Source organism: Brachybacterium sp. AOP24-D1-21, from assembly GCF_052378665.1.
Lineage (GTDB): Bacteria > Actinomycetota > Actinomycetes > Actinomycetales > Dermabacteraceae > Brachybacterium.
In genome coordinates, this window is record NZ_JBQSXX010000001.1 from 2840133 (window position 1) to 2863150 (window position 23018).

22 protein-coding genes are annotated in these 23018 nt (G+C 69.7%); 13 read left to right on the plus strand and 9 right to left on the minus strand.

Translation table 11 applies throughout. The annotated features are described in order from the left end of the window. Window positions 1-71: 71 nt before the first annotated feature. The 6 genes from sucC (at window position 72) to ACT3UF_RS12775 (ending at window position 6059) form a co-directional block, all read left to right on the plus strand. The gene (sucC, locus tag ACT3UF_RS12750; protein ID WP_441444758.1) at window positions 72-1241 is read left to right on the plus strand and encodes an ADP-forming succinate--CoA ligase subunit beta; all 1170 of its coding nucleotides are present in this window, start codon (window positions 72-74) and stop codon (window positions 1239-1241) included. A gap of 12 nt (window positions 1242-1253) precedes the next feature. Next, window positions 1254-2144 (plus strand): succinate--CoA ligase subunit alpha, encoded by an 891-nt coding sequence (gene sucD / locus ACT3UF_RS12755; RefSeq protein ID WP_441444757.1) that lies wholly within the window; start codon window positions 1254-1256, stop codon window positions 2142-2144. A gap of 186 nt (window positions 2145-2330) precedes the next feature. After that, on the plus strand, window positions 2331-3248 hold the full coding sequence (locus tag ACT3UF_RS12760) for a CPBP family intramembrane glutamic endopeptidase (protein ID WP_441444756.1): 918 nt from the start codon (window positions 2331-2333) through the stop codon (window positions 3246-3248). Between the two features lie 92 nt (window positions 3249-3340). Continuing rightward, window positions 3341-4048, plus strand: a complete 708-nt coding sequence (locus ACT3UF_RS12765; RefSeq protein WP_441444755.1) for a metal-dependent transcriptional regulator — start codon at window positions 3341-3343, stop codon at window positions 4046-4048. A 200-nt stretch (window positions 4049-4248) separates the two neighbouring features. Next, window positions 4249-5151 carry a C40 family peptidase gene (locus ACT3UF_RS12770; RefSeq protein WP_441444754.1) on the plus strand — a complete coding sequence of 301 codons (903 nt, stop codon included), beginning with the start codon at window positions 4249-4251 and terminating at the stop codon, window positions 5149-5151. 86 nt (window positions 5152-5237) lie between these two features. Further along, window positions 5238-6059 (plus strand): hypothetical protein, encoded by an 822-nt coding sequence (locus tag ACT3UF_RS12775; protein ID WP_442332074.1) that lies wholly within the window; start codon window positions 5238-5240, stop codon window positions 6057-6059. A 117-nt stretch (window positions 6060-6176) separates the two neighbouring features. Here the strand turns inward: ACT3UF_RS12775 and ACT3UF_RS12780 are convergent, their stop codons facing one another. The 3 genes from ACT3UF_RS12780 to ACT3UF_RS12790 all read right to left on the minus strand — a co-directional run bounded on the left by ACT3UF_RS12780 (window position 6177) and on the right by ACT3UF_RS12790 (window position 10423). After that, a complete protein-coding gene (locus ACT3UF_RS12780) occupies window positions 6177-6998 on the minus strand; it encodes an HAD hydrolase family protein (protein WP_441444752.1) in 822 nt (273 codons plus the stop codon). A gap of 174 nt (window positions 6999-7172) precedes the next feature. After that, on the minus strand, window positions 7173-8012 hold the full coding sequence (locus ACT3UF_RS12785; protein WP_441444751.1) for a putative RNA methyltransferase: 840 nt from the start codon (window positions 8010-8012) through the stop codon (window positions 7173-7175). A 35-nt stretch (window positions 8013-8047) separates the two neighbouring features. After that, window positions 8048-10423, minus strand: a complete 2376-nt coding sequence (locus ACT3UF_RS12790) for an ATP-binding cassette domain-containing protein (RefSeq protein WP_441444750.1) — start codon at window positions 10421-10423, stop codon at window positions 8048-8050. A gap of 92 nt (window positions 10424-10515) precedes the next feature. Here ACT3UF_RS12790 and ACT3UF_RS12795 point away from each other — a divergent pair, with 92 nt between their 5' ends. Then, window positions 10516-11952 carry a mycothione reductase gene (locus ACT3UF_RS12795; RefSeq protein ID WP_441444749.1) on the plus strand — a complete coding sequence of 479 codons (1437 nt, stop codon included), beginning with the start codon at window positions 10516-10518 and terminating at the stop codon, window positions 11950-11952. An 81-nt stretch (window positions 11953-12033) separates the two neighbouring features. On the opposite strand, the gene ACT3UF_RS12800 is transcribed toward ACT3UF_RS12795, so the two are convergent. Further along, a complete protein-coding gene (locus ACT3UF_RS12800) occupies window positions 12034-14019 on the minus strand; it encodes an LCP family glycopolymer transferase (RefSeq protein ID WP_441444748.1) in 1986 nt (661 codons plus the stop codon). Window positions 14020-14275: 256 nt separating this feature from the next. On the opposite strand from ACT3UF_RS12800, the gene ACT3UF_RS12805 reads away from it, so the two are divergent. From ACT3UF_RS12805 to galE, 3 genes are all read left to right on the plus strand, one after another. Continuing rightward, window positions 14276-14620: a hypothetical protein gene (locus ACT3UF_RS12805; protein ID WP_444501703.1), complete on the plus strand. Its 345-nt coding sequence runs from the start codon at window positions 14276-14278 to the stop codon at window positions 14618-14620. Between the two features lie 75 nt (window positions 14621-14695). Next, window positions 14696-16156, plus strand: a complete 1461-nt coding sequence (locus tag ACT3UF_RS12810) for a GuaB1 family IMP dehydrogenase-related protein (protein WP_444598947.1) — start codon at window positions 14696-14698, stop codon at window positions 16154-16156. 86 nt (window positions 16157-16242) lie between these two features. After that, window positions 16243-17241 (plus strand): UDP-glucose 4-epimerase GalE, encoded by a 999-nt coding sequence (galE, locus tag ACT3UF_RS12815; RefSeq protein ID WP_441444746.1) that lies wholly within the window; start codon window positions 16243-16245, stop codon window positions 17239-17241. Window positions 17242-17358: 117 nt separating this feature from the next. Here galE and ilvA read toward each other — a convergent pair whose 3' ends face one another. From ilvA to ACT3UF_RS12830, 3 genes are read right to left on the minus strand one after another with little or no spacing between them, the layout of a single operon-like run. Continuing rightward, window positions 17359-18672 (minus strand): threonine ammonia-lyase IlvA, encoded by a 1314-nt coding sequence (gene ilvA, locus ACT3UF_RS12820; RefSeq protein WP_444598948.1) that lies wholly within the window; start codon window positions 18670-18672, stop codon window positions 17359-17361. Further along, the gene (gene ispF, locus ACT3UF_RS12825) at window positions 18669-19217 is read right to left on the minus strand and encodes a 2-C-methyl-D-erythritol 2,4-cyclodiphosphate synthase (protein WP_441444744.1); all 549 of its coding nucleotides are present in this window, start codon (window positions 19215-19217) and stop codon (window positions 18669-18671) included. The genes ilvA and ispF overlap by 4 nt, the downstream gene beginning before the upstream one ends. Beyond that, window positions 19214-19531 (minus strand): PTS sugar transporter subunit IIB, encoded by a 318-nt coding sequence (locus ACT3UF_RS12830; RefSeq protein ID WP_441444743.1) that lies wholly within the window; start codon window positions 19529-19531, stop codon window positions 19214-19216. The genes ispF and ACT3UF_RS12830 overlap by 4 nt, the downstream gene beginning before the upstream one ends. A gap of 153 nt (window positions 19532-19684) precedes the next feature. Here ACT3UF_RS12830 and ACT3UF_RS12835 point away from each other — a divergent pair, with 153 nt between their 5' ends. After that, entirely contained in the window at window positions 19685-20440 is a 756-nt protein-coding gene (locus ACT3UF_RS12835; RefSeq protein ID WP_442332151.1) for an IspD/TarI family cytidylyltransferase, read from the plus strand. A gap of 10 nt (window positions 20441-20450) precedes the next feature. Beyond that, window positions 20451-20762, plus strand: a complete 312-nt coding sequence (locus ACT3UF_RS12840; protein WP_441444741.1) for a hypothetical protein — start codon at window positions 20451-20453, stop codon at window positions 20760-20762. A gap of 125 nt (window positions 20763-20887) precedes the next feature. Here ACT3UF_RS12840 and ACT3UF_RS12845 read toward each other — a convergent pair whose 3' ends face one another. Next, window positions 20888-21631, minus strand: a complete 744-nt coding sequence (locus ACT3UF_RS12845; RefSeq protein ID WP_441444740.1) for a 2-C-methyl-D-erythritol 4-phosphate cytidylyltransferase — start codon at window positions 21629-21631, stop codon at window positions 20888-20890. 14 nt (window positions 21632-21645) lie between these two features. After that, window positions 21646-22128 (minus strand): CarD family transcriptional regulator, encoded by a 483-nt coding sequence (locus ACT3UF_RS12850; protein WP_441444739.1) that lies wholly within the window; start codon window positions 22126-22128, stop codon window positions 21646-21648. Between the two features lie 324 nt (window positions 22129-22452). Here ACT3UF_RS12850 and ACT3UF_RS12855 point away from each other — a divergent pair, with 324 nt between their 5' ends. Further along, a complete protein-coding gene (locus tag ACT3UF_RS12855) occupies window positions 22453-22950 on the plus strand; it encodes a hypothetical protein (protein ID WP_442332150.1) in 498 nt (165 codons plus the stop codon). The last annotated feature ends 68 nt before the right edge of the window (window positions 22951-23018 follow it).

Sequence of the window (23018 nt, forward strand, 5' to 3'; positions counted from 1 at the left end):
TGTTCCCAGGGGTGGCATCGAGGCCAGTGCGGCCGGCCGCCCACTGCCGACATCGAGAGGAAACCCACCCCGTGGACCTGTATGAATACCAGGCCCGCGATCTCTTCGAGAAGCACGGCGTGCCCGTGCTCGGAGGAGTCGTCGCGGAGGATCCGGCGGCCGCCAAGGCCGGCGCAGAGAAGCTCGGCACCCCGGTCGTCGTCGTCAAGGCCCAGGTGAAGACCGGTGGCCGCGGCAAGGCCGGCGGCGTCAAGATCGCCAAGTCCCCCGAGGAGGCGGAGCAGCAGGCCTCCGAGATCCTCGGTATGGACATCAAGGGCCACACCGTGCACCGCGTCATGATCGCGGCCGGTGCCGACATCGCCGAGGAGTACTACTTCTCGCTGCTGCTGGACCGGGCCAACCGCAACTACCTGGCCATGTGTTCGGTCGAGGGCGGCATGGAGATCGAGCAGCTCGCCGTCGAGCGCCCCGAGGCCCTCGCCCGCGTGGCCGTCGACCCCAACGTCGGGATCGACGCGGCCAAGGCGAAGGAGATCGTCGAGGCCGCGAAGTTCAACGCCGAGACCGGCGCGAAGGTCGCCCCCGTGCTGGAGAAGCTCTGGGATGTCTACAAGAACGAGGACGCCACCCTCGTCGAGGTGAACCCGCTGGTGAAGACCGGCGCCGGTGACATCGTCGCCCTGGATGGCAAGATCACCCTCGACGACAACGCGGAGTTCCGCCACGAGGACCACGCCGCTCTCGTCGACGTCACCTCCGAGGACCCGCTGGAGACCAAGGCCAAGGCGCTGGATCTCAACTACGTCAAGCTCGACGGCGAGGTCGGCATCATCGGCAACGGCGCGGGCCTGGTCATGTCCACCCTCGACGTGGTCGCCTACGCCGGTGAGTCCCACGGCGTGAAGCCCGCGAACTTCCTGGACATCGGCGGCGGCGCCTCCGCCGAGGTGATGGCCAACGGCCTCGACGTGATCCTCGGCGACGAGCAGGTCTCCGCGGTGTTCGTCAACGTCTTCGGCGGCATCACCGCCTGCGACGCGGTCGCCAACGGCATCGTCGGCGCCCTGAAGAAGCTTGGCGATGCAGCCACCAAGCAGCTCGTCGTCCGCCTCGACGGCAACAACGTCGAGGAGGGTCGCAAGATCCTCGCCGACTTCGCCCATCCCCTCGTCACCCAGGCCGACACCATGGACGGCGGCGCCGCGAAGGTTGCCGAGCTCGCCGCCGCAGGAAAGTGAGCAGCACCCGACATGTCTATCTTTCTCGATGAGAACAGCAAGGTCATCGTCCAGGGCATGACGGGCTCGGAGGGCATGAAGCACTCCCAGCGCATGCTCGACTCCGGCACGAACATCGTCGGCGGCGTGAACCCCCGCAAGGCCGGCCAGTCCGTCACCTTCGAGGGCGGCGCCGAGGTGCCGGTCTTCGGGACCGTCGCCGAGGCCATGGAGGCCACCGGTGCGAACGTCTCGGTGGTCTTCGTGCCGCCGAAGTTCGCCAAGAGCGCCGCGATCGAGGCTATTGATGCCGCGATCGAGCTGCTGGTGATCATCACCGAGGGCATCCCGGTCAAGGACTCCGCCGAGTTCTTCAACTACTCGCAGGAGAAGGGCTCGACCCGCATCATCGGGCCGAACTGCCCGGGACTGATCAGCCCCGGCAAGTCCAACGCGGGCATCACCCCCTCGAACATCACCGGTGCGGGGAAGCTGGGCCTGGTCTCCAAGTCCGGCACCCTGACCTACCAGATGATGTACGAGCTGGCCGACATCGGCTTCACCACCGCCATCGGCATCGGCGGCGACCCGGTCATCGGCACCACCCACATCGATGCGCTCGAGGCGTTCGAGAACGATCCGGAGACCGCCGGCATCGTGATGATCGGTGAGATCGGTGGCGACGCCGAGGAGCGTGCGGCCGAGTACATCAAGGCGCACGTGACCAAGCCGGTCGTCGGCTACGTCGCGGGCTTCACCGCCCCCGAGGGCAAGACCATGGGCCATGCCGGCGCCATCGTCTCCGGCTCCGCGGGCACCGCGCAGGCCAAGAAGGAGGCTCTCGAGGCCGCCGGCGTCAAGGTGGGCAAGACCCCCACCGAGACCGCTGACCTGATGCGCGAGATCATGAAGGGCCTGGCCTGAGAGCCGACCCACGCGGCATCGACGGCTGAGTCCGTCCCACCGCGACGCCAGCGCCCCGGAACCCCTGCGGATCCGGGGCGCTGCGCATTCGAGGTCGATCGCGGAGGATCGCTCGCGGAGGATGATGAGAGGATCTCCTCCGTCCGGCGGAGGCGCCGTCCCGCAGGCTGCGGGAAGGATGTCCTCATGACTGCTCAGCTCCCGGCTCCGGCACCGCCATCGTCCGCTGTGACGCCTCCGCTCGCCGACCGCGCCCGCGCCGACCATCCGGCGGTGATCGGGGTGTTGAGCGGGATCTTCGTGACCGCCATCGTGGTGACCGCGCTCCGCAGCCCTCAAGGGGTCGTCGTCTCCGCCGATCCCGGCTACGTGCCGATGGCTGTGCCGCTGCTGCTGGTCCCCGCCGGGCTCGCGATCGTGCTCGCGCTGCTGCTGCCGGCGGGCAGCGGAGACAGCTCGGCCATCGTGCGCAGACAGCCTCGTGCTGCCACGGAGTCCGCCGGACTGATCGGGCTGGCAGCTGGCTTTCTGCTGCTGGTGCCGGTGCTCCCGCTGCCCGAGGACTACGTGCTGCTGAAGTTCGCGATGTTCCTGCTGATCCCGGGGCTCGTGCTCGGCGTGGGGAAGAGGCGCCGGGGCTCCAGCGTGCGGATCCCGCGGCCGCAGGTTCCGCGGTGGGTCCTGATCCTCCCGGTGCTCGTGCTCGGAGTGCTCTCGAGCATCGGCCCGTTCTCCCCGGGCATGCCGAGCTCCTGGCCGCCGCTGCCGATGCTGATCATCGCGGCGACCGCCACAGCGGTCACCGCCGGGATCGGCGAGGAGGTCCTCTTCCGCCGGCTGCTGCAGACCCGTCTGGAGGCGCTGGCCGGCCCCTGGACCGGAATCCTGGCGGCGTCCCTTCTGTTCGGCCTGATGCACATCTTCTCCCATGGCGACGGACCGCTATGGGTCAATGCCGCACAGGTGATCGCGCTGCAGGGGACTACGGGGATCGCGCTCGGCGTGATCTGGAGCCGCTGGCGGCGGCTGTGGCCATGTGTGCTCGCCCATATCCTCCTCAACGGCTTCGCTGTGCTCCTGCACCTGCTGAGCCTGCTCGGCTGAGGCGACCGACGCCAGTGGCGAAATCGCCGGTGGCCTCCCGGAGCGCCGACTAAGCTGGACCGCGCCAGTCGTACAGCTACTGAGGAGGGCCCGTGTCCGGAGATCTCATCGACACCACAGAGATGTATCTGAAGACGGTGTTCGAGCTCCACGAGGCCGGCATCGCGCCCATGCGGGCCCGTATCGCTGAGCGTCTCGGCCACTCCGGTCCCACGGTCTCCCAGACTGTCGCCCGCATGGAGCGGGACGGCCTGCTCCATCTCGATGACCAGCGGCGGATCCGGCTGACCGAGGAGGGCACCTCGGTGGCCACCGACGTGATGCGCAAGCATCGCCTCGCCGAGAGGCATCTGCTGGACGTGATCGGGCTGGACTATGCGCACGTCCATGAGGAGGCGTGCCGGTGGGAGCACGTGATGAGCCTCGAGGTCGAGAAGCGGCTCGCGCAGCAGATGACGCCGCCCTATGTGGATCCCTACGGCAATCCGATCCCAGGCCTCGCCGCCCTCGGGATCGACGAGACCCACACCACCTCGGCAGGTAAAGACCCCTCCAATCCCAGCCGTGAGCTGAGCGAGGCGGTCGCCGATGGCGAGACCCGCCAGGTGCGCCTCGAGCGGATCGGGGAGCGGGCCCAGAGCGACGTCGCGCTGCTCGGAGAACTCGCACGTCAGGGCATTCTTCCGGGGGCCCAGATGGCGGTGGAGAGAGTGGCTGGCAGCTTCGTGCTGCGGGGCCCTGGAGGGGGAGAGGTCGCCGTGGGCGACGTGGTGGCGGACCAGCTCCATGTGACGACGTAGACCGCCGGGTAAAGGCTCCGTCAAGCTCTCCCCAGAAGCTTCCTGTCACCCTGACGTAGGCGGGTCCGGGCACCTAGTCTCGAGGGCGTGCCAAGGCGACAAGGATCTCGGCACTCCCCCCGGAAGCCCCACGCGCACCGGAACGGGATGCAGGACGTCGGAGCTGCGCGAGGGTTTCACCCGGGGCTGGGAGCCACAACGTGTCGAAGACTGCGAACAACACTCACCGCCGCGCCATGCGCACGGTGACCCCCGTCTCCAGGGCGGGACGCGCCGGTGCCGGTGCAGCGATGGCCGCCGCCATGCTGTTCGGAGGAGCGGCCGCCGCGACCGCCGACCCGCAGGCCGACGCACCCCAGGCAGACGCCGCCCCCGCGCTGCTGAGCCCCGCCATCGCCCCCGTGGGCATCCCGGCCGTCGAGGTCGCGACCGCTGAGGCTGAGCCCGCGCTCGCCCCGGTCGCCGGCGCCATCTCCATCGAGGTGGGCCCCACCGAGGAGGAGATCGCTGCGGCAGAGGCCGCTGAGCGTGAAGCCGCTGAGCTCGAGGCCGCTGAGCAGTCCGAGCAGGAGGAGTCCACCGAGCAGGACGACTCCTCCAGCGAGGGCACCGAGACCCGTGGGGACGACACCTCCTCGCGCTCCGAGGAGCGCTCCAGCCGCGACGGCGGCTCCGAGCAGGAGGAGTCCCGCTCGTCCGATTCCAGCTCTTCCTCGTCCTCCTCGCAGGAGAAGTCCGAGGAGAAGTCCGCTCCGGCTCCCTCCGCAGCCAAGGGCGGCTCGGTCCTGGCCACCGCGCGCTCCGGCATCGGCACCCCCTACGTCTACGGCGGCACCTCCCCCTCCGGCTGGGACTGCTCCGGCTTCGTCCAGTGGGTCTACGCCCAGCACGGTGTCAGCCTGCCGCGCGGCGCCGGCGACCAGGCCGCTGCTGGCACCGTCATCTCCCGCTCCGAGGCGCGCCCCGGCGACCTGGTCTACAAGCCCGGTCACATCGGCATCTACGCCGGCGGCAATCAGTTCGTCGACGCCGGCAACAGCCGCGTGGACACCTCCGAGCGCAACATCTACTCCGGCAGCTGGACCTTCATCCGCGTCGGCTGATATCCCTCGCAGCATCGGCCCCGTACCACTTCGTGGTGCGGGGCCGCTCCCATTCTCGAGGCACCTGAGACCGGTACCGTAGGCATGTGTCCTCCGCCCGTGATCTCCTCGCCGTCGTCCTGCTGATCCTCGCCGTCGTGCTCGGCGCACTGTGGGCGCCGGCCACCTGGCTCCACCACAACGTGGTCGAGCGCGAGGGATTCCTCGCCATCACCGACCCGCTCGCCGAGGATCCCGGCTTCCAGCGCACCCTGAGCGACAGCGCTGTCGAGATGCTGCTGGGCGACGACCGGATCCCGGGATGGATCGAGGAGAGCCTGACGCCGCTGGCCGAGGAGCAGGCCGCGGCGCTCACCGGAACCGGCGTGTACGCCACGATGTGGAAGGCCACCATGGTCGAGCTGCACGGGGCGCTCTTCTCCCCGGGCGCCTCGGACCTGGACGTCGACCTCGGCCCGGTGATCGACAGGATCCTCACCCCGGTGGAGGAGAAGCTGCCGATCGAGATCCCGCGACCTGAGGATGCGACCATCACCCTGGCCAGCATCCCCGACATCCCGCTGCTGACCCGAGTCTCCGCCGTGACCCCGTGGGCGTACTGGGCGGGGCCGGCGGCGCTCGTGCTGCTCGCCCTGGCCCTGCTGATCGCCTTGCACCGCCGCGCCATGCTGATCATGGCCGGTCTCGGCGGGATCCTGGCGGGGGCCGGCGTGTGGTGGCTCGGCGAGCAGGTGCAGGCCGTGGTGCCCGACTCGATCGATCAGGCACCCTTCGTCGGCCCGATCGTCCAGGTCTTCGAGGGCCACTTCCAGACGGCGATGATGCCGCAGGGAGTGATCATGCTCGGAGCCGGCGCCCTGGTGACCGCGATCGGCCTCGTGCTGGTGGGCCTGCGCCGTCGCAGCTGAACCGCGGGTCGGGCTCGGGGATCAGATCGGCCCCGGGGATCGGGTCCGACTTCCACCAGGTCCGGGGATCGGGCTCTGGGGGAGAGGCCCTCGGGGGAGAGCTCCTCGCCTCCTGACTCAGAGCATCCCGAGTCGCTCGAAGGCGGTGATGATGCCGTGCTCCATCGGTCCTGGCACCGTATTGCCACCGGCGGCGTCCAGGACCGGCGCGGGGGCGCCGTCGATCGCGATGGCGGTCCCGGCCACCTGCAGCATGCCCAGATCGTTCATCCCGTCTCCGATACCGACCGTCGAGGCAAGAGCCATGCCCAGGTGGTCGGCGACCCTCCGCACTCCGTCGGCCTTGTCGATCGAGACCAGATGCAGCTCCCCGGAGCTGACGTCCTCCGTCATCGAGTTGGGCAGTGCGCCCACCTCGGGCCCGATCTCCGCGGCCAGCTGCTCGATCTTCACCGGCGAACCCCACAGGGAGATCTTCGCGAAGGAGGCGGAGGCGAGGTCCTCGGGCATGTGTATCGCGTCGATCAGGTCCTGCAGACCGTTGCCCACGCCGCCCTGCGGCAGCTGCGGGCGCACCCGGGCACGCAGCTCGTGCGCGGAACGTGGCGTGCACAGCAGGGCCTCCGGGGTCTCCAGCGTGAACGGGATGTCGTGGCGCTGCAGCACGTGGACCGCGCGCCGCCCCAGCGCCTCGGGGAAGCGCTCATCGCGCAGCACCCGGCCGCCGACGCTGATCCAGCCACCGGCGGAGGCCACCACGCCGTCGAAGAGGGCAGCCACCTCCGAGGCGACGATGGAGTCGGGCCGGCCGGTGCACAGCAGGATCACGTGCCCGTTCGCCCGTGCCTGGCGGACGGCGTCAGCGTGCGACCGCGGAGCCACCCCCCGATGGGCGAACGTGCCGTCGAAATCGATGAATACGCAGCGGCGATCTGCCACGGATGCTCCTTCTTCCCTGGTGGTCTCGGTTCTCTCAGCCTAGGTGAGCACGCTGGGCGCGGCGGCCATCAGGTCCGGGATGTCACCTCTGAGCTGGGAGAGTCACCGCTGAGCGCCCGTGGGGCCTCAGTTCCGTGCACCGGCGAGGCCACAACGCTGTGTTCCCAGGGGCCCTCAGCGCCGACGGTGCAGGCTCGCCCGCACCGAGACGGTGACCTCGCGGGTGCCGGTCAGCAGCAGCCTCAGCTGTTCCTCGTCGACGTGCCGCGCGCTCGGCGTCATGGCCACCAGATCCCGGGCGATAGCGGCGTCGAGGGACACCTCGAAGCGCACAGGGACGGTCCGGACGGTGCTGAACAGCGGATCCAGAGCCTCATGCAGGCGTTCCTCCTTGCGGGGGTCCACCCCGACCATGCCCGGGACCTGCGCGCGCAGCTGGGAGAGGTGATCGGCGTCGGGCCGCACGACCAGGAGGTGGCCGCCAGGCTCCAGCACCCGCGCGAACTGCGCCGGATTGCGGGGCGCGAACACATCGAGCACCAGGTCTGCGGCGGCATCCTTCAGGGGGAAGCGGGTGAACACGTCCCAGCTCGCCGCCGCGGCCCGCGGATGGGCACGGGCGGCGAAGCGGAGCGCCCGCACCGAGGTGTCCACGCACAGACCCTGCGCTGCGGGGAGCTGCTCGAGCAGCCCCGCCAGGTAGTAGCCGGTGCCTCCGCCGATGTCGAGGATCCTGCGGGCGGAGCTCGGTGCGAGATCGGCGATCACGTCCCGCAGCGGGCCGTAGGCGCCGGTGGCCAGGAAGCTGTCCCGTGCCCGGGCCATATCGTCGTCATCGCCGCTGGTGGCTGGTGCCCCGGTGAGCAGCGAGACGTAGCCGGCACGCGCGACGTCGAAGGAATGGCGTTCGGTGCAGCGCAGCGTGCGGTCCGCGATCTCCAGCGGGCGGTGACAGCGCGGGCAGGCCAGGCTCTCGAGCCAGGAGGCGAGGGGCGCGGGGAGGGGGCGGGACACGAGGACCAGGGTACGTCCGGCCGGGAGGCTGCTGCTCAGGCGCCGACGTACTGCTTCAGATGCTTCCCGGTGAGGGTCGAGGCGTCGGCGACCAGCGCGGCGGGGGAGCCCTCGAAGACGATCCGCCCGCCCTCCTGGCCGGCTCCGGGCCCCAGATCGATGAGGTGGTCGGCATGGGCCATCACCGCCTGGTGATGCTCGATGACGATCACCGATTTGCCCGAGTCGACCAGGCGGTCCAGCAGGGTGAGCAGCTGGTCCACATCGGCCAGGTGCAGGCCGGTGGTCGGTTCGTCGAGCACGTAGATCCCGCCCTTGTCGCCCATATGGGTGGCGAGCTTGAGACGCTGGCGCTCACCGCCCGAGAGCGTCGTCAGCGGCTGGCCGATGGTGAGATAGCCGAGGCCCACCTCGTCCAGGTGGCCCAGCAGCTTCGCCGCGGCCGGAACCTTCGTCTCGGGGCCGGAGAACAGCTCCCGGGCCTGCGCCACGGAGAGGGCGAGCACCTCGGAGATGTCCTTCCCGCCGAAGCGATACTCGAGCACGTCGGTGCGGAACCGTCTGCCCTCGCATTCCTCGCACGGGGTCGCGACGGTCTCCATGAAGCCGAGCTCGGTGTAGATCACCCCGGCGCCCTTGCAGACGGGGCAGGCACCCTCGGAGTTGTTCGAGAACAAGGCGGGCTTCACCCCGTTCGCCTTCGCGAACGCCTTCCGGATCGGCTCCAGCAGCCCCGTGTAGGTCGCCGGGTTCGAGCGCCGGGAGCCGCGGATCGCGGTCTGGTCCACCACGACCACGCCGGCGCCCTTCGGCAACGAGCCGTGCACCAGCGAGCTCTTGCCCGAACCGGCGACCCCGGTGATCACGGTGAGCACCCCGAGCGGGATGTCCACATCCACGGAGCGCAGATTGTGCTGGTCCGCGCCGCGGATCTCGAGCACGCCGGAGCGGGTGCGGATCTCCTCCTTGAGGGAGACCTTCCGGTCCAGGTGCGTGCCGGTCAGGGTCCCTGAGGCGCGCAGCCCGGCCAGATCCCCTTCGTACTGCACGACGCCGCCCTCGGCACCTGCGCGCGGGCCGAGGTCGATCACGTGGTCGGCGATCGCGATGGCCTCGGGCTTGTGCTCGACCACCAGCACCGTGTTGCCCTTGTCCCGCAGATCCACCAGCAGCGAGTCCATGGTCGAGATGTCATGGGGGTGCAGCCCGATCGTCGGCTCGTCGAACACATAGGTGACGTCGGTGAGCGCCGAACCGAGGTGACGGATCATCCTGGTGCGCTGCGATTCACCACCCGAGAGGGTGCCCGAGGGACGGTCCAGGGAGAGATAGCCGAGGCCGATCTTCACGAAGGCGTCCAGCAGCGCGGACAGGTTCGTCAGCAGCGGGGCGACGCTCTCGCTGCCGTGCTGCGCCTGGAGCGTGGAGACCCAGGCGGCGAGGTCGGTGATCTGCAGGGCGGTCGCCTCAGCGATCGAGACTCCGTCGATCCGCGAGCTGCGGGCGTGCTCGGCCAGGCGCGTCCCCTCGCAGTCCGGGCAGACGATGAAGGTGACCGCCCGGTCCACGAAGGCGCGGATATGGGGCTGCATCGAGTCGCGGTCCTTGGACAGCATCGACTTCTGGATCTTCGGGATCAGGCCCTCGTAGGTCATGTTCGCCCCGTCGAGCTTGACCTTGGTGGGCTCCTTGTACAGGAAGTCGTGGAGCTGCCGCGTGGTGAAAGACCTGATCGGCTTGTCTGCGGGGAAGAAGCCGGAGGAGGCGAACAGCTTCTCGTACCAGCCGCCGGCGGAGTATCCGGGCACCAGGAACGGACCCTCCTGGAGCGACTTGTCCTCGTCGTACAGCTCGGTGAGATCGAGGTCGGTCACCTGCCCCATGCCCTCGCAGCGCGGGCACATCCCACCCACCCGGGAGAAGGTGGTCTTCTCCGCGATGGTCTTGGCACCCTTCTGCACCGTCAGCGCCCCGGCGGCGCTCACGCTGGGGACGTTGAAGGAGTACGCGCCGGGGCCGCCCACGTGGGGCTGCGCGAGCTTGGAGAACAGGGTGCGCAGGTAGGCGTTCGCATCGGTGACGGTGCCGACGGTCGAGCGCACGTTCGCGCCCATCCGCTCCTGGTCGACGATGATCGCGGTGGTCAATCCCTGCAGAGAGTCGACATCGGGCCGGGCCAGCTGCGGCATGAAACCCTGCACGAAGGAGCTGTAGGTCTCGTTGATCATCCGCTGCGACTCGGCGGCGATGGTGCCGAACACGAGTGAGCTCTTGCCCGATCCCGAGACGCCGGTGAAGACGGTCAGGCGGCGTTTGGGGATGTCGAGGGAGATGTTGCGGAGGTTGTTCGCCCGGGCGCCGCGCACTCGGATCAGATCGTGGGCATCGGCCGGGTGGTGGGAAGCAGACATCGAGCAGGCTCCTCGGGGCGCATCGGAGCGCGGACCATCCCACGCCGAGCCATTGTGTCACTCGGGCTGCTTGCCCCGGCTAGCCTGGGGAGGTGACTGACGTGACGCATTACGACATCGCCCTGATCGGCTCCGGCTCCGCGAACTCCTTCCCGGGTCCGGAGTTCGCTGGCCGCAGCATCGTGCAGATCGACCGCGGCGTGGGCCCCGATCAGGTGTTCGGGGGAACCTGCCTGAACCTCGGGTGCATCCCCACCAAGATGTTCGTGCACACCGCGGACCTCGCCCGCACGCCCGCAGAGTCCACCCGCTTCGGGCTCACCGAGCAGCTGCGCCATGTGGACTGGCCCGCGATCCGCGACCGCATCTTCGGGCGCATCGATCCGATCACCGCCGGTGGGGAGGAGTACCGCCGCGACCACGAGGACAATGCCAACCTCACGCTGCTGCGCGGCACCGCTCGCTTCACGGGTGCGAAGACGCTGCGTGTGACGCTGAACGACGGCGATGAGAGCTCAGTGCAGACGATCAGCGCCGAGACCATCGTGCTGGGGGCGGGATCGCGCCCGACGCTGCCTCCGATCGACGGTCTCGCCGAGGCGAAGCCCCACACCTCCGACACCATCATGCGGATCGACCAGCTGCCGGCCTCGCTCGCGATCCTGGGCTCCGGCGTGATCGCGGTGGAGATGGCACACATCTTCGCCTCCTTCGGCGTGGAGGTCACGCTGATCGCCCGCTCCTCGCAGGTGCTGCGCTCCGCGGACGCGGATGTCTCGGCACGGCTCACCGAGATCCTCGGAGAGCGGCTGCGGCTGGAGCGCGGGCTGTCCACCACCTCGGTGCGCCGTACTGCCGGCGGCGTCGAGCTGCGTGGCGAGCGGGATGGCGCCGAGGTGCTGATCCAGGCCGAGGAGCTGCTGGTCGCCGTCGGCCGCCGCCCGAACTCCGACCTGCTGGACGTCGATGCCGCCGGCATCGACACCGCAGAGGACGGCCGGGTGGAGGTGGATGAGCACCAGCGCGTGCTCGCCGGTGGGACGCCGGTGCCGGGCCTGTGGTCGTTCGGCGACCTCTCCAGCCCGTACCAGCTCAAGCACGTCGCCAACCATGAGCAGCGCATCGTGCGGCACAACATCCTGCATCCCGAGCAGCTGCGCCGCAGCGACACCATGCCGATCCCCAGCGGCGTGTTCACCCATCCCCAGGTCGCCTGGGTCGGGATGGACGAGGAACAGGCCCGGAGCAGCGGCCGGGCGGTGAAGGTCGCGGTCCAGGAGTACGCCTCGATCGCCTACGGTTGGGCGCTCGAGGACACCACCGGATTCGTGAAGATCATCGCCGATGCGGAGACGACGGAGATCCTCGGCGCGCACCTGATCGGTCCCGAAGCGACCACCCTGGTCCAGCTGCTGATCCAGGCGATGAGCACCGGGCAGACCGCCCGCGACATCGCCTCGACCCAGTACTGGATCCACCCGGCGATGCCGGAGCTGATCGAGAACGCGCTGCTGCAGCTCGTGGACTGAGTCAGCCCTGCGCGCAGCGGTGCATAGGACGCGGCCCCGCTCGCCGTGGGGTGAGCAGGGCCGCTGCCGGGTCCCGGCTCGTCACTCCTCGTAACCGGGCAGGCAGGACTTCAGCGGATCCTTCTCGATCTCGGGAGCCGGGGAGCTCTCCTCCCCGGCACCGGGGCTGGCGGACTCCTCCGAGGTCGGGGTCTCGGCGTCGCTGCTCGGCTCGTCGCTCGGAGTTTCCTCCGCGCTCGCGGAGCCCTCATCGACGCCGGGCTCCTGCTCCTCGTCCGCCGGCGCGGTGCCGGTCTCCGCAGGTGCGGTGGAGCCGGGCTCGGTCTCGCCGAGCACGGACTCCGGTGCCTCCCGGGTCATCGAATCCTCGATCGACGCGTCGACCCATTCCTCGAGGTACTCGAAGTCCGGGTTCCCGGAGAAGGTGACGTCCTGCGTGATCGGGTACGAGGTGAAGCCGCCGTCCTTGACCCGCAGGGCGAGGTCGACGAAGGCATCGAGGTTGCCCACCGGGATATCCGTGACGATGTTCTCCTCGGTGGCGTTGACCAGCCGGGGGATCGACAGGGCGAGTGTGGTCGGATCCGCCTCCTCCGTGACCGCCCGCACGATGCGCTGCTGGCGGCACATGCGGTTGAAGTCGTTGGATCCCTCGCGGGAGCGGGCGTACCACAGCGCATGGAAGCCGTCGAGCTTCTGCTGCCCGGGCTCGATGTAGCCGTCGATCTTGGCGGCGCCGCCACCGATCGGGATCCGGCGCTCGACGACCATATCCACGCCGCCCAGAGCATCCACGAGGTCTTCGAAACCTTGCAGGTTGACCATCGCGTAGTAGTCCATCTCGAGACCGAGGGTCTCCTCAACGGCCCAGCGAGTCGCGGTCAGGCCCGGCTCCGGATCATTCGGGAACAGATCGGGGCGATCCTCTGCCCAGGTCCACACGGCATTGATGAGGTTCTGGTTCTTGCCGAAGTAGTCGAAGCCGTCGGGGAACGTCTCGGCGGCCACCGTGCCTTCGGGGAACTCGACGTTCTCGAGGTTGCGGGGGATCGAGAACAGCGCCGTCTGCCCGGTCGCGGTGTCGATCGAGGCCACCATGATGGTGTCGGGGCGGGTGCCGGTGCGGTCCGCGCCCGCGTCCTGGCCCAGCAGCATGACGTTGAGCCGCCCGGTGTTGGCCCACGGGTCCTTGCCGGAGGTGAAGGGGTGATCGCCGCCGCCACCGCCGCCGAACACGGACTCGGAGCCGATCAAGCCTTGCAGCGCCCACAGCGACTGCACCCCGCGCCCGAAGGGCAGTGCGACCGCCACAACCATCAGCGCGGCCAGTGCCAGGGCGAGATATCGCTTCGCCCCCTGGAGCCGCTCCCGGGTCGAGTGCGCGAGATTCGCGAGCACGATCTGAAGCGCCCAGACCAGGCCCACGACGCCCGCCGCGAGCATGGCCCCGATCAGCACGCTGCGATTGGTCACCAGCATCATCGCGTTGCGCAGAGGATCTCCGAGCAACAGGAAGGCCGCGACCGAGACCAGCGCGAGCAGCAACACCGCCAGCAGCACCCAGCCGAGCCGGCGCAGGCGGGTGGTCACCAGGCCCGCACCGGGCAGCACCGAGGTGAGCACGGTCCAGAACGCGACTCGCGGCAGTGAGCCGGAGACGGCGCCCTCCGCACGGTCCTTGTCCTGGTCGGCGCCGTCGGCAGCGTCGGCTGACCCGCCGGTGTGCTCGGCCGAGGTGCCGGAGAGCGGTGCGGCCCGTCCGGGAACGATCCTCGGACCGCTCGCCGCGGGAGAACCGGACGCAGATCCGGAGGGGGCTGCGGGCTCGGCGTCCATCGTCGCCGGCTCGACACCGACGGGCGGAGCCAGCGGGGAGGAGGAGGCCGGCTCCTGTGCGGAGTCATCCTCCGGTGCGGAGGCCTCGTCCGTGGTGGTCGACCAGAGGTCCTGCTCGGTGACGGGCCCTGCCGTGGCATGGCGGCCATGCGCTGACTCCCCGGGGCCTGCGGCGTCAGCGCCGACTGCCCCGGCCTCGACTGCGCCGGTCCCGACTGCGCCGGTGTCCACTGAGTCGGCGGCGGCCCCGGGGGATCCGGTGCCGTCGAGCTGGTGGAGCGGGAAAGCGGCCCGACGGCCCCGTGGCCGAGCAGGTGTCTGCGCTGCCGGTTGCTCTGCCGGCTGATCTGCGGGCCGAGCCGCGGACTGCTCTTCGGACTGCTCTGCGGATCGGGATGCGGACCGAGCGGAATCGTCGGGGCGTGCCGGGGATGCTGCTGCAGATCCGGCAGCGGCGGCGGAGGAGACCGATCCTCCGGGGAACGAGGTGCGTCGCGCCGAGGGCGGGTTCTGCTCAGCCGTCGGCGTGGGCGCCGAAGGCGGGACCGGCGCGCTGGATGCCGAGGACCTCGGGTTCGCCGAACTCGCCGAGGACGCCGAGGACGCCGAGTTCGCGGAGCTCGCTGATTCCGCCGAGCTCGCGGATCCGCCGAGCCAGGTGCGTTTGGGGTTCGGGGAACCGAAGGCGGCGTCGCGATTCCTCCGCGCCTCGTCTGCGGGGAGCGGGGTCGAAGGGGCGCGTCGGGTTGGTTGCTGGTGTCTGCCGGACCGACGACGTCTGCGCCGTGAGGCCGAGGATGGGTCCGTCATGCGCTACATCCTAGGAGCTTGACGCTGGTTGGTCATGCAACAGCCTGTGAGAACTTCGTGGAGGTGGGGCACATGGGGCCACCCGTATCCTGGCCGCATGCGCCTGATCCACACTCCGTCGACCGACCTCACGTACGACGACTGCTTCTTCCTGCCGGGTCGTTCCGCGATCACCTCGCGCTTCGACGTCGACCTCAGCAGCGATGACGGGACCGGCACCACGATCCCGCTGATCGCCGCGAACATGACCGCCGTGACCGGGCGGCGCATGGCCGAGGTGATGGCCCGACGTGGAGGTCTCGCGGTGCTGCCCCAGGACCTCTCCCCGGACCGGATCGACTCGATCGTACGCTCGGTGAAGTCACGTGACCTGCTGGTGGACCACCCGCTCACCCTCACCGCCACCGGCACCCTCGGCCAGGCGGCGGACCTGCTGCCCAAGCGGCCCCACGGCATCGTCGTGGTGGTCGATGAGGAGCGCCGCCCACTGGGCACCATCTCCGCGGAGGAGATCGCCGGCCGGGACTCCTTCTCCGAGGTGGGGGAGGTGCTCAGCGAAGATGTGCCGGTGCTGCGCCCGAGCGATCTCGAGGTGAGCCCGGCGCAGCTGCACGGCAGGATCGCCGCGACTCACCATGACGCCGCGGTCGTGGTCGACGAGGACGGGATGCTGCGCGGTGTCCTCACCGCCAACGGCGTGCTGCGCTCGACCATCTATCGCCCGGCGGCCGACGCCGAGGGCAGGCTGCGGATCGCGGTCGCCGTCGGGGTCAACGCCGATGTCGCCACGCGGGTGCGTGAGCTGGTCGCTGTCGGCGTGGACGTCATCGTGCTGGACACCGCTCACGGGCACCAGGACAAGATGATCGACGCGCTCCGTCTCGCTCGCGAGGCGCTCGGCCCCCGGGAGGGGACAGCGGTGCGCCTGGCCGCGGGCAACATCGTCACCGCCGAGGGCACCCGGGAGCTGATCGAAGCCGGCGCCGACATCGTCAAGGTCGGAGTCGGGCCGGGAGCGATGTGCACCACCCGGATGATGACGGGCGTGGGCAGGCCCCAGTTCTCCGCTGTCCTGGAGTGCGCCGCAGAGGCCCGCCGGCTCGGCGGGAGCGTCTGGGCCGACGGCGGGGTGCGTCACCCGCGCGACGTCGCGCTCGCGCTGGCCGCCGGGGCGTCCAACGTGATGATCGGCTCCTGGTTCGCGGGGACCTATGAGTCTCCCGGCCAGATGCGCACCGACGAGGCCGGCCGACGCTACAAGGAGTCCTTCGGCATGGCTTCCAAGCGTGCGGTCTCCCACCGGACCGCGCATGAAGATGCCTTCGCTCGTGCCCGCAAGGGACTGTTCGAGGAGGGCATCTCCACCTCGCGCATGTACCTCACCGAGGGGAAGGGCGGCGTCGAGGACCTGCTCGACGAGATCACTGCCGGGGTGCGCTCTTCGTTCACCTATGCGGGAGCAGCGGGCACCGAGGAGTTCCGTGAGCGGGCGGTGATCGGGCTGCAGGGCGCCGCCGGCTACAACGAGGGCCGTCCGATCTCCAGCTCCTGGAGCTGACCGCGGCACCGGCCCTGGCGTCGGCCGGCCATTCCTGGATGACCGTTCCTGGGCGGCCGACGCCGGCGGGCCGGTAGGCTGGGCCCATGACGACTCTCGTGATCGGTGGCGCCGGATATATCGGATCGCATGTGGTGCGACTCCTGCTCGAACAGGGGCAGAAGGTGGTCGTGGTCGACAACCTCTCCACAGGTCTGCGACAGCGCACCGAGGGCGCTGAGCTGATTGAGCTCGACGTGACGCTCCCGGACGCGCGCGAGAAGCTCGCCTTCCAGATGCGGGCCAGCGGTGCGGACTCCGTGATCCACTTCGCCGCCCACAAGCAAGTCGGCGAATCCGTCGCCAATCCCGAGATGTACTGGCATGACAACATCGGCGGGCTCGCCAACGTGCTCTCCGCCTGTGCGAGCGCAGAGGTGCGCGACGTCGTGTTCTCCTCCTCCGCCGCGGTGTACGGGATGCCGGACGTGGACCTGGTCACCGAGGAGCTCGCCCCGCAGCCCATCAACCCCTACGGCGCGACCAAGTACGTGGGGGAGTGGATGCTCGCCGACGCCGAGCGGGCCCACGACATGCGCACCGTCGCCCTGCGGTACTTCAACGTGGCCGGCGCGGGCTGGCCCGAGCTGGCCGACACCGCGGTGATGAACCTGGTGCCGATCGTGCTGGACCGGCTCGAACAGGGGAAGACCCCGATCGTGTTCGGCGACGACTACGACACCCCCGACGGCACCTGCGTCCGCGACTACGTGCATGTGCTCGACCTGGCCCATGCACATATCGCCGCCCTGGACTACCTGCGCGGCGAAGAGCGCCCCCACCGCACCTTCAACGTCGGCACCGGCGAGGGATCGAGCGTGCTCGAGGTGATCGACGCGATCGCCCGGGCCAAGGGCATCGAGATCATCCCCGAGATCGGCGCACCACGAGCCGGGGACCCGGCTCGCCTGATCTGCTCCGGGGACCGCATCGCCCAGACCCTGGGCTGGAAGTCCGAGCACGGTCTGGATGACATCGTGCGCTCGGCCGTCGAGGCCCGTTCGGCGGCGATCACCCCGGATGTCGAGGCGTACTCCGAAGGCTGAGAGGCCTGCACCGAGGGCTGACCCTCACCGCAGCATGTGAAGAGCCGAGGCCAGGGGCGTTTCCAGGACTCGGCTCTTCGCGTATGTGCGGGGCGTCTGCCCCGCCGCCGACGCCTCTCAGGTGAGGTAGCGGTAGATCGGGTTCTCCGGATCGACCCGCTCGATCTCCATGTTCGAGGCGGCCATGCGCGCCATCAGCGGCTCGAGGTCCGAGCGGTTCCCGATCTCGAGGCCCACCAGGGCCGGCCCCGACTCGCGGTTGTTGCGCTTGATGTAGTCGAACAGCACGATGTCGTCGTTCGGCCCCAGCACGCGGTCCAGGAAGCGACGCAGAGCGCCCGGTTCCTGAGGGAAGGTCACCAGGAAGTAATGCTTGAGGCCCTCGTGCACGAGGGAGCGCTCGACGACCTCGTTGTACCGCGAGACGTCGTTGTTGCCGCCGGAGACGACGACCACGATGTCACCGGTCTCCTCCTCCGGATCATTCGCGCCAGCCCCCGCCCGGCCCAGGTGCGCGATCGCGCCAGAGGTCACCGCCGTCGCGGCGAGAGCCCCGGCGGGCTCGGCGATGATCCCCTCGACCTGGTAGAGCTCGAGCATCTCCGTGCATACGGCGCCCTCCTCGACCGCGACCAGCTCGGGGGTGATGGCCTGCACCATCTGCAGCGGGCCCGCACCGACCCGGCGCACCGCGGCGCCATCGACGAAGCGGTCCATCTCGTGCAGGGTGACCGGACGGCCGGCGCGGACCGCAGCGGCCATGGAGACCGCACCGGCTGGCTCCACACCGATGATCCGGGTGGAGGGGCTCCGCTCCCGCAGCCAGGCGCCGCAGCCGCCGAGCAGCCCGCCCCCGCCCACGGGAAGGACCATGGTGCCGAGCTCGCGACCGTGCTCTGAGCGCAGCTGATCGGCGGCTTCGAGCGCCACGGTCCCCTGCGCGGCCATGATCACCGGATGGTCGAAAGGGGGCACCTGGGTGGCACCGGTGCGCTCCGCGTCATCCGCGGCGGCCTCGGCAGCATCGTCGAAGGTGTCCCCGATCAGCACCAGCTCCACCAGTTCCCCGCCGATCGCAGTGATCCGCTCGCGCTTCTGACGGGGGGTGGTACCGGGCACGTAGATGCGGCCGTGGATGCCCAGGGCCTGGCAGGCGTATGCGACTCCCTGGGCATGGTTGCCTGCGCTCGCGGCCACCACCCCGGCGGCCCGGAGCTCCGGGCTCAACGAGTCCAGGAAGAGATAGGCGCCGCGCAGCTTGTAGGAGCGCACGGACTGGAGGTCCTCACGTTTGAGCCAGACCGGCACTCCGGTCAGCCTGCTCAGCCGTTCGCTGAGCTCGAGCGGCGTGCGCCGCAGGACCGGGGCCAGGCGTGCTGCGGCGCTCTCGACCTCCGGGGCGCGCACCGGTAATGGCGTCGTCTCGCTCATGCTGTTCTCTCCTCGTCGGAGGTTCTCTCGTCGTCGGAGGTACTCTTCCCGACGGCGACGACCAGCGCCGTCGCCATCGCTGCCACACCCTCGCCGCGGCCGGTCAGCCCGAGACCGTCCGTGGTGCTGCCGGAGACGGATACCGGTGCACCGGCCGCCTCGCTCATCACCGAGACCGCTTCGTCGCGGCGCCCGGAGAGGCGTGGACGATTGCCGATGATCTGCACGGAGATGTTGCCGATCGTGAAGCCGGCCGCACGCACCAGTCGCGCCGCCTCTTCCAGCAGACGGACTCCTGAGGCGCCTTCCCATTCGGGCCGGTCGACACCGAAGTGCGTGCCCAGGTCACCGATCCCCGCGGCTGAGAACAGCGCATCGCAGGCTGCATGGCAGGCGACGTCCGCGTCGGAGTGGCCGGCCAGGCCTCTTTCCCCGTCCCAGCGCAGTCCCGCGACCCACAGCTCGCGCCCGGACTCGGCCGAGGCGAAGGCATGGACATCCACTCCGGTCCCGACACGGGGCAGGGGGGAGGGGTGCGAGGTCATCGGGAGCCGTCCTCCCCGCCCGCGCTGCGGGGAGCGATGCGCTCGAGCAGGCGATCGATGTCGTCGTAGGTCACCTGAGGGTTGGTCCCCAGCAGCAGCGGCATCCCGGACACCCGGGGAATGCCCAGGGCGTCCGGCAGATCCACCGTGCTGACCACGAGGTCCGCCCGGAAGTCGGGGGAGAGCAGGTCCATGACGGTGGCCTGGACGACCTGGATCTGTCGGCCGCCGGAGGTGAGATGCTCCCGCACCTGCTCCGCGATCAGTGCGGAGGTGGCGATTCCTGCGCCGCACACGATGGCGATGGTGAGCATACGAACTCCTGAGCTGTGGGTCGGGTGACGACCAGCGTCCCGACGATCTGAGGAGGCTGTCGGGTGAGGACCGGAAGACACCGGCGAGGGTCGATTCTGTCACGTCCTCGCTGGGTGATCCACGAGAGGTCCGCGGCCGTCTACGATGCCAGCGTGACTCAGCCCCGACGCCTCCGCACTCCCCGTCCGCCCGGGCGGGCGGCCGGAGTCGTGCTCGCCGGCGGCTCGGGCACCCGCGTGGGCGCCGGCATCAACAAGGCGTTCCTGCCCCTGGCTGGTCGCAGCATCGCAGGCTGGGGCCTGAACACGCTCGCCGCGGTCGAGGGGATAGGCATCTTGGTCTTCGTAGTGCGACCGGACGATCTCGAACACGCCCGCTTCGTGGATTCGCGCGAGACCGAGCATCCGCTGGAGATCATCACCGGCGGCGAGACCCGCCAGGAGTCCGAGCTGCTGGCACTGCGCCATCTGGCGGACCGCATCGACTCCGGCGCGGTGGACACTGTGCTGATCCACGACGCCGCCCGCCCGCTGGTCTCCCACGGCCTGGTCTCAGCAGTGCTGCATGCGGCCAGGGAGAGCGGCGGGGCGGTTCCGGGCATCCCCGCCCTGGACATCGCCTCAGCGGGGCCGGGGCACACCTTGGCTCCCGGCGCCGATCTGCGAGAGGACGCCCTGGTGAGGGTGCAGACCCCGCAGGGATTCCACGCCGCCACGATCCTGGACGCCTATGAGGCCGCGGCCCGGGACGGATTCGTCGGCACTGACACCGCCTCCTGCGCCGAGGAGTACACCGACATCCCGGTGACCTGGGTGCGCGGCGAGGAGACGAACTTCAAGATCACCTACGCCCAGGATCTGCTGCTGGCCCAGGACGTGGTCAGCGCGCTAGGTTTGAGGACAGGGTGAGGAGGAGCCGATGAACGTCGAGGAGAGCTACCTGCGCTGCACCGCCTGCGATCAGGAGGCGGAGCACGTGGTCGTCTACGCCGGCAGGTTCGTGTCCCAGATCCAGTGCACCGGCTGCGGAGCCGTGACCAGACTGGATGTGTCCGACGACTATCTGCCGGATCTCCGCCAGCGGATCTCCAGCAAGCCACGGCGCCTGATGCGACGGCTGCGCCGTGACCCCGGGGAGCTCGCCACGAGCCTGCCGGTGCGCACGCTGTCCAAACCGGGCCGGATGGCCGCGGAGTTCCGGACCGTCTGGCGCAGCCGCAGCGGCCGCTGAGCTGCGGGGTGCTGCGCGACCTATCTGCGCGACTTTGCCGGGCGATTTGGCCGCCGGGCGGACTGTCTGCGCGACCTGCCCGGGCGACGGCCCTGATTTCCCGGGGAACCTCCCTGCGCGGCCTCTCAGCCGCGTCGTGAGATGCCGTACCGGTGCGAGGTGTCCCGGGCCAGGCCCAGGGAGATCTGCGCCTGCCACAGGGTGAGTCGGTCCAGTACCGCGAAACCGGAATGAGAGCCCTGCACGGTGCGTACCTCGGCCCCGCCTTCGAGGGCCACGAGGATCTCGTCGAAGCGTCCGCGATCGATCCCTGCGCGGGGCATGCTCTCCGGAGCAGCAGGCTCCAGCACCCTCTCCAGCAGCTCGCGCCGCAGCAGCCGGGGGCTCTGCAGGCCGGCCAGGGTGGTGCGGTCGATGTTCCGCAGGCCGTCGGGCCGGACCTCCTTGACCGAATCGGTCAGGGCGATCACGGGCACCACGGCATCGATGCTGGCTTCGAGAGCGGAGAGCACCTCGGTGATGACAGAGGCCGGGGTGAGCGCGCGCTCCGCATCATGCAGCAGCAGCAGCTCCTCGTCGGTGCGCTCGAGGACCGTCTGCAAAGCGTTGCGGCGATCGCCGGCGACAGAGACGACGGGGATGCGGGGATCGAGGGCCGCACGCAGCTGCGATGCGGCGACGTCGGCGGTGACCACCAGCGGCATCGGGAGCCCGAGGCCGTGGAGGGTGCCGAGCAGCCGGTTGATCAGTCGCGAACCGCCGAGCAGCTCGAGACATGGTGTCGCCGCACCGCGGGAGAGACCTGGCGCGGGGGGAGCCAGGGCGAGGACGACGGGCCGCACTGTCGCGGCGGTCGGGAGGGGTGACACGGGGGGCAGGGGGCTCAGGAGGCGAGGACCTCGTCGAGGATCGACTCGGCGCTGGCCTCGTCGGTCTTCTCCGCGAGTGCGAGCTCGGAGACCAGGATCTGACGGGCCTTGGACAGCATCCGCTTCTCACCGGCGGAGAGCCCGCGATCCTGATCGCGGCGCCACAGATCACGAACGACCTCGGCCACCTTCTTGACGTCTCCGGAGGCCAGCTTCTCGACATTCGCCTTGTAGCGGCGCGACCAGTTGGTGGGCTCCTCCGTATAGGGCTGACGCAGCACCTCGAAGACCTCCTCGAGGCCCTCCTTGTCCACCACGTCGCGCACTCCCACGAGATCGACGTTGTCGGCGGGGACCTCGATGGTCAGATCTCCCTGGGCAACCTTCAGCTTGAGGTAGGTGCGATCCTCCCCCTTGATGGTGCGGGTCTTGACCTCTTCGATGAGCGCGGCACCGTGGTGCGGGTAGACGACGGTCTCGCCGACAGCAAAATTCATGTGGTGGGTCCCCTTTCCGCCGACCAGTCTAGCACCGGGGGGTCACGCTAAAATGCGCACCGACCTGCCCGCTGACCTGCCGGAGCGCTCGCCCAACAGCTCGGGCTGATCGCCGTTGGGGCACAGTGCGGCGCTCCTGCCTCACCAGCCGTACGCCCTCGGGAACGGCGGTCGCGAACCTCAGGAGAGCCCCTCCGGCTTCTCCTGCATCGACCCGGTCACGCCGTGCCGCCCCGGGGCCGCGCGGGGCTTGTGGTGGGGTAACCTGTCAGAGCTGTCCCTAGAACGTCTGTGCCGCGATCCGGCATCGAAGAGGAGTCCTCCGTGCGCCGTCCCCGCCGTCTCGTGCTCTCCGCCGCCGCCATGGGCCTGGCGCTCGCGGCCACCGGCTGCACGTACTTCAGCCCGGTGCAGACCCATGAGTTCTATCAGGCCGCCGACGGCACCAACGCCAATCTCGAGCAGAACGGCACCCTCTTCGCCGGCGTGCGCAATGCCGTGCTGGTCCTTGGTGAAGATGGCACCCCGGTGTTCTCCTCGACGGTTGTGAACTACTCCGATGAGGAGATCACGGTAGAGGTCGAGGGCAGCGCCGAGGGCAGTGCCATCTTCTCCGCCCAGGTGCAGGTCCCCGCGCACGGTGTCGTCGAGCTCGGCCCCAGCGAGGGCCAGCAGCTGGTCCCGGTCGGTGCGCTCGACGTGGAGACCGGCACGATCCTCAACCTCGATGTGACCGCTGGCGACGAGACCACCACGATCTCCCTGCCCACGCTCGACACCAGCCTGGGCTACTACGACTTCGAACAGCCGGCCGGGGGCTGAGACCCGCCGCTGTCACCATCCAGCATGCAGAACGCCCCGCAGCCTCGGCTGCGGGGCGTTCTGCATGC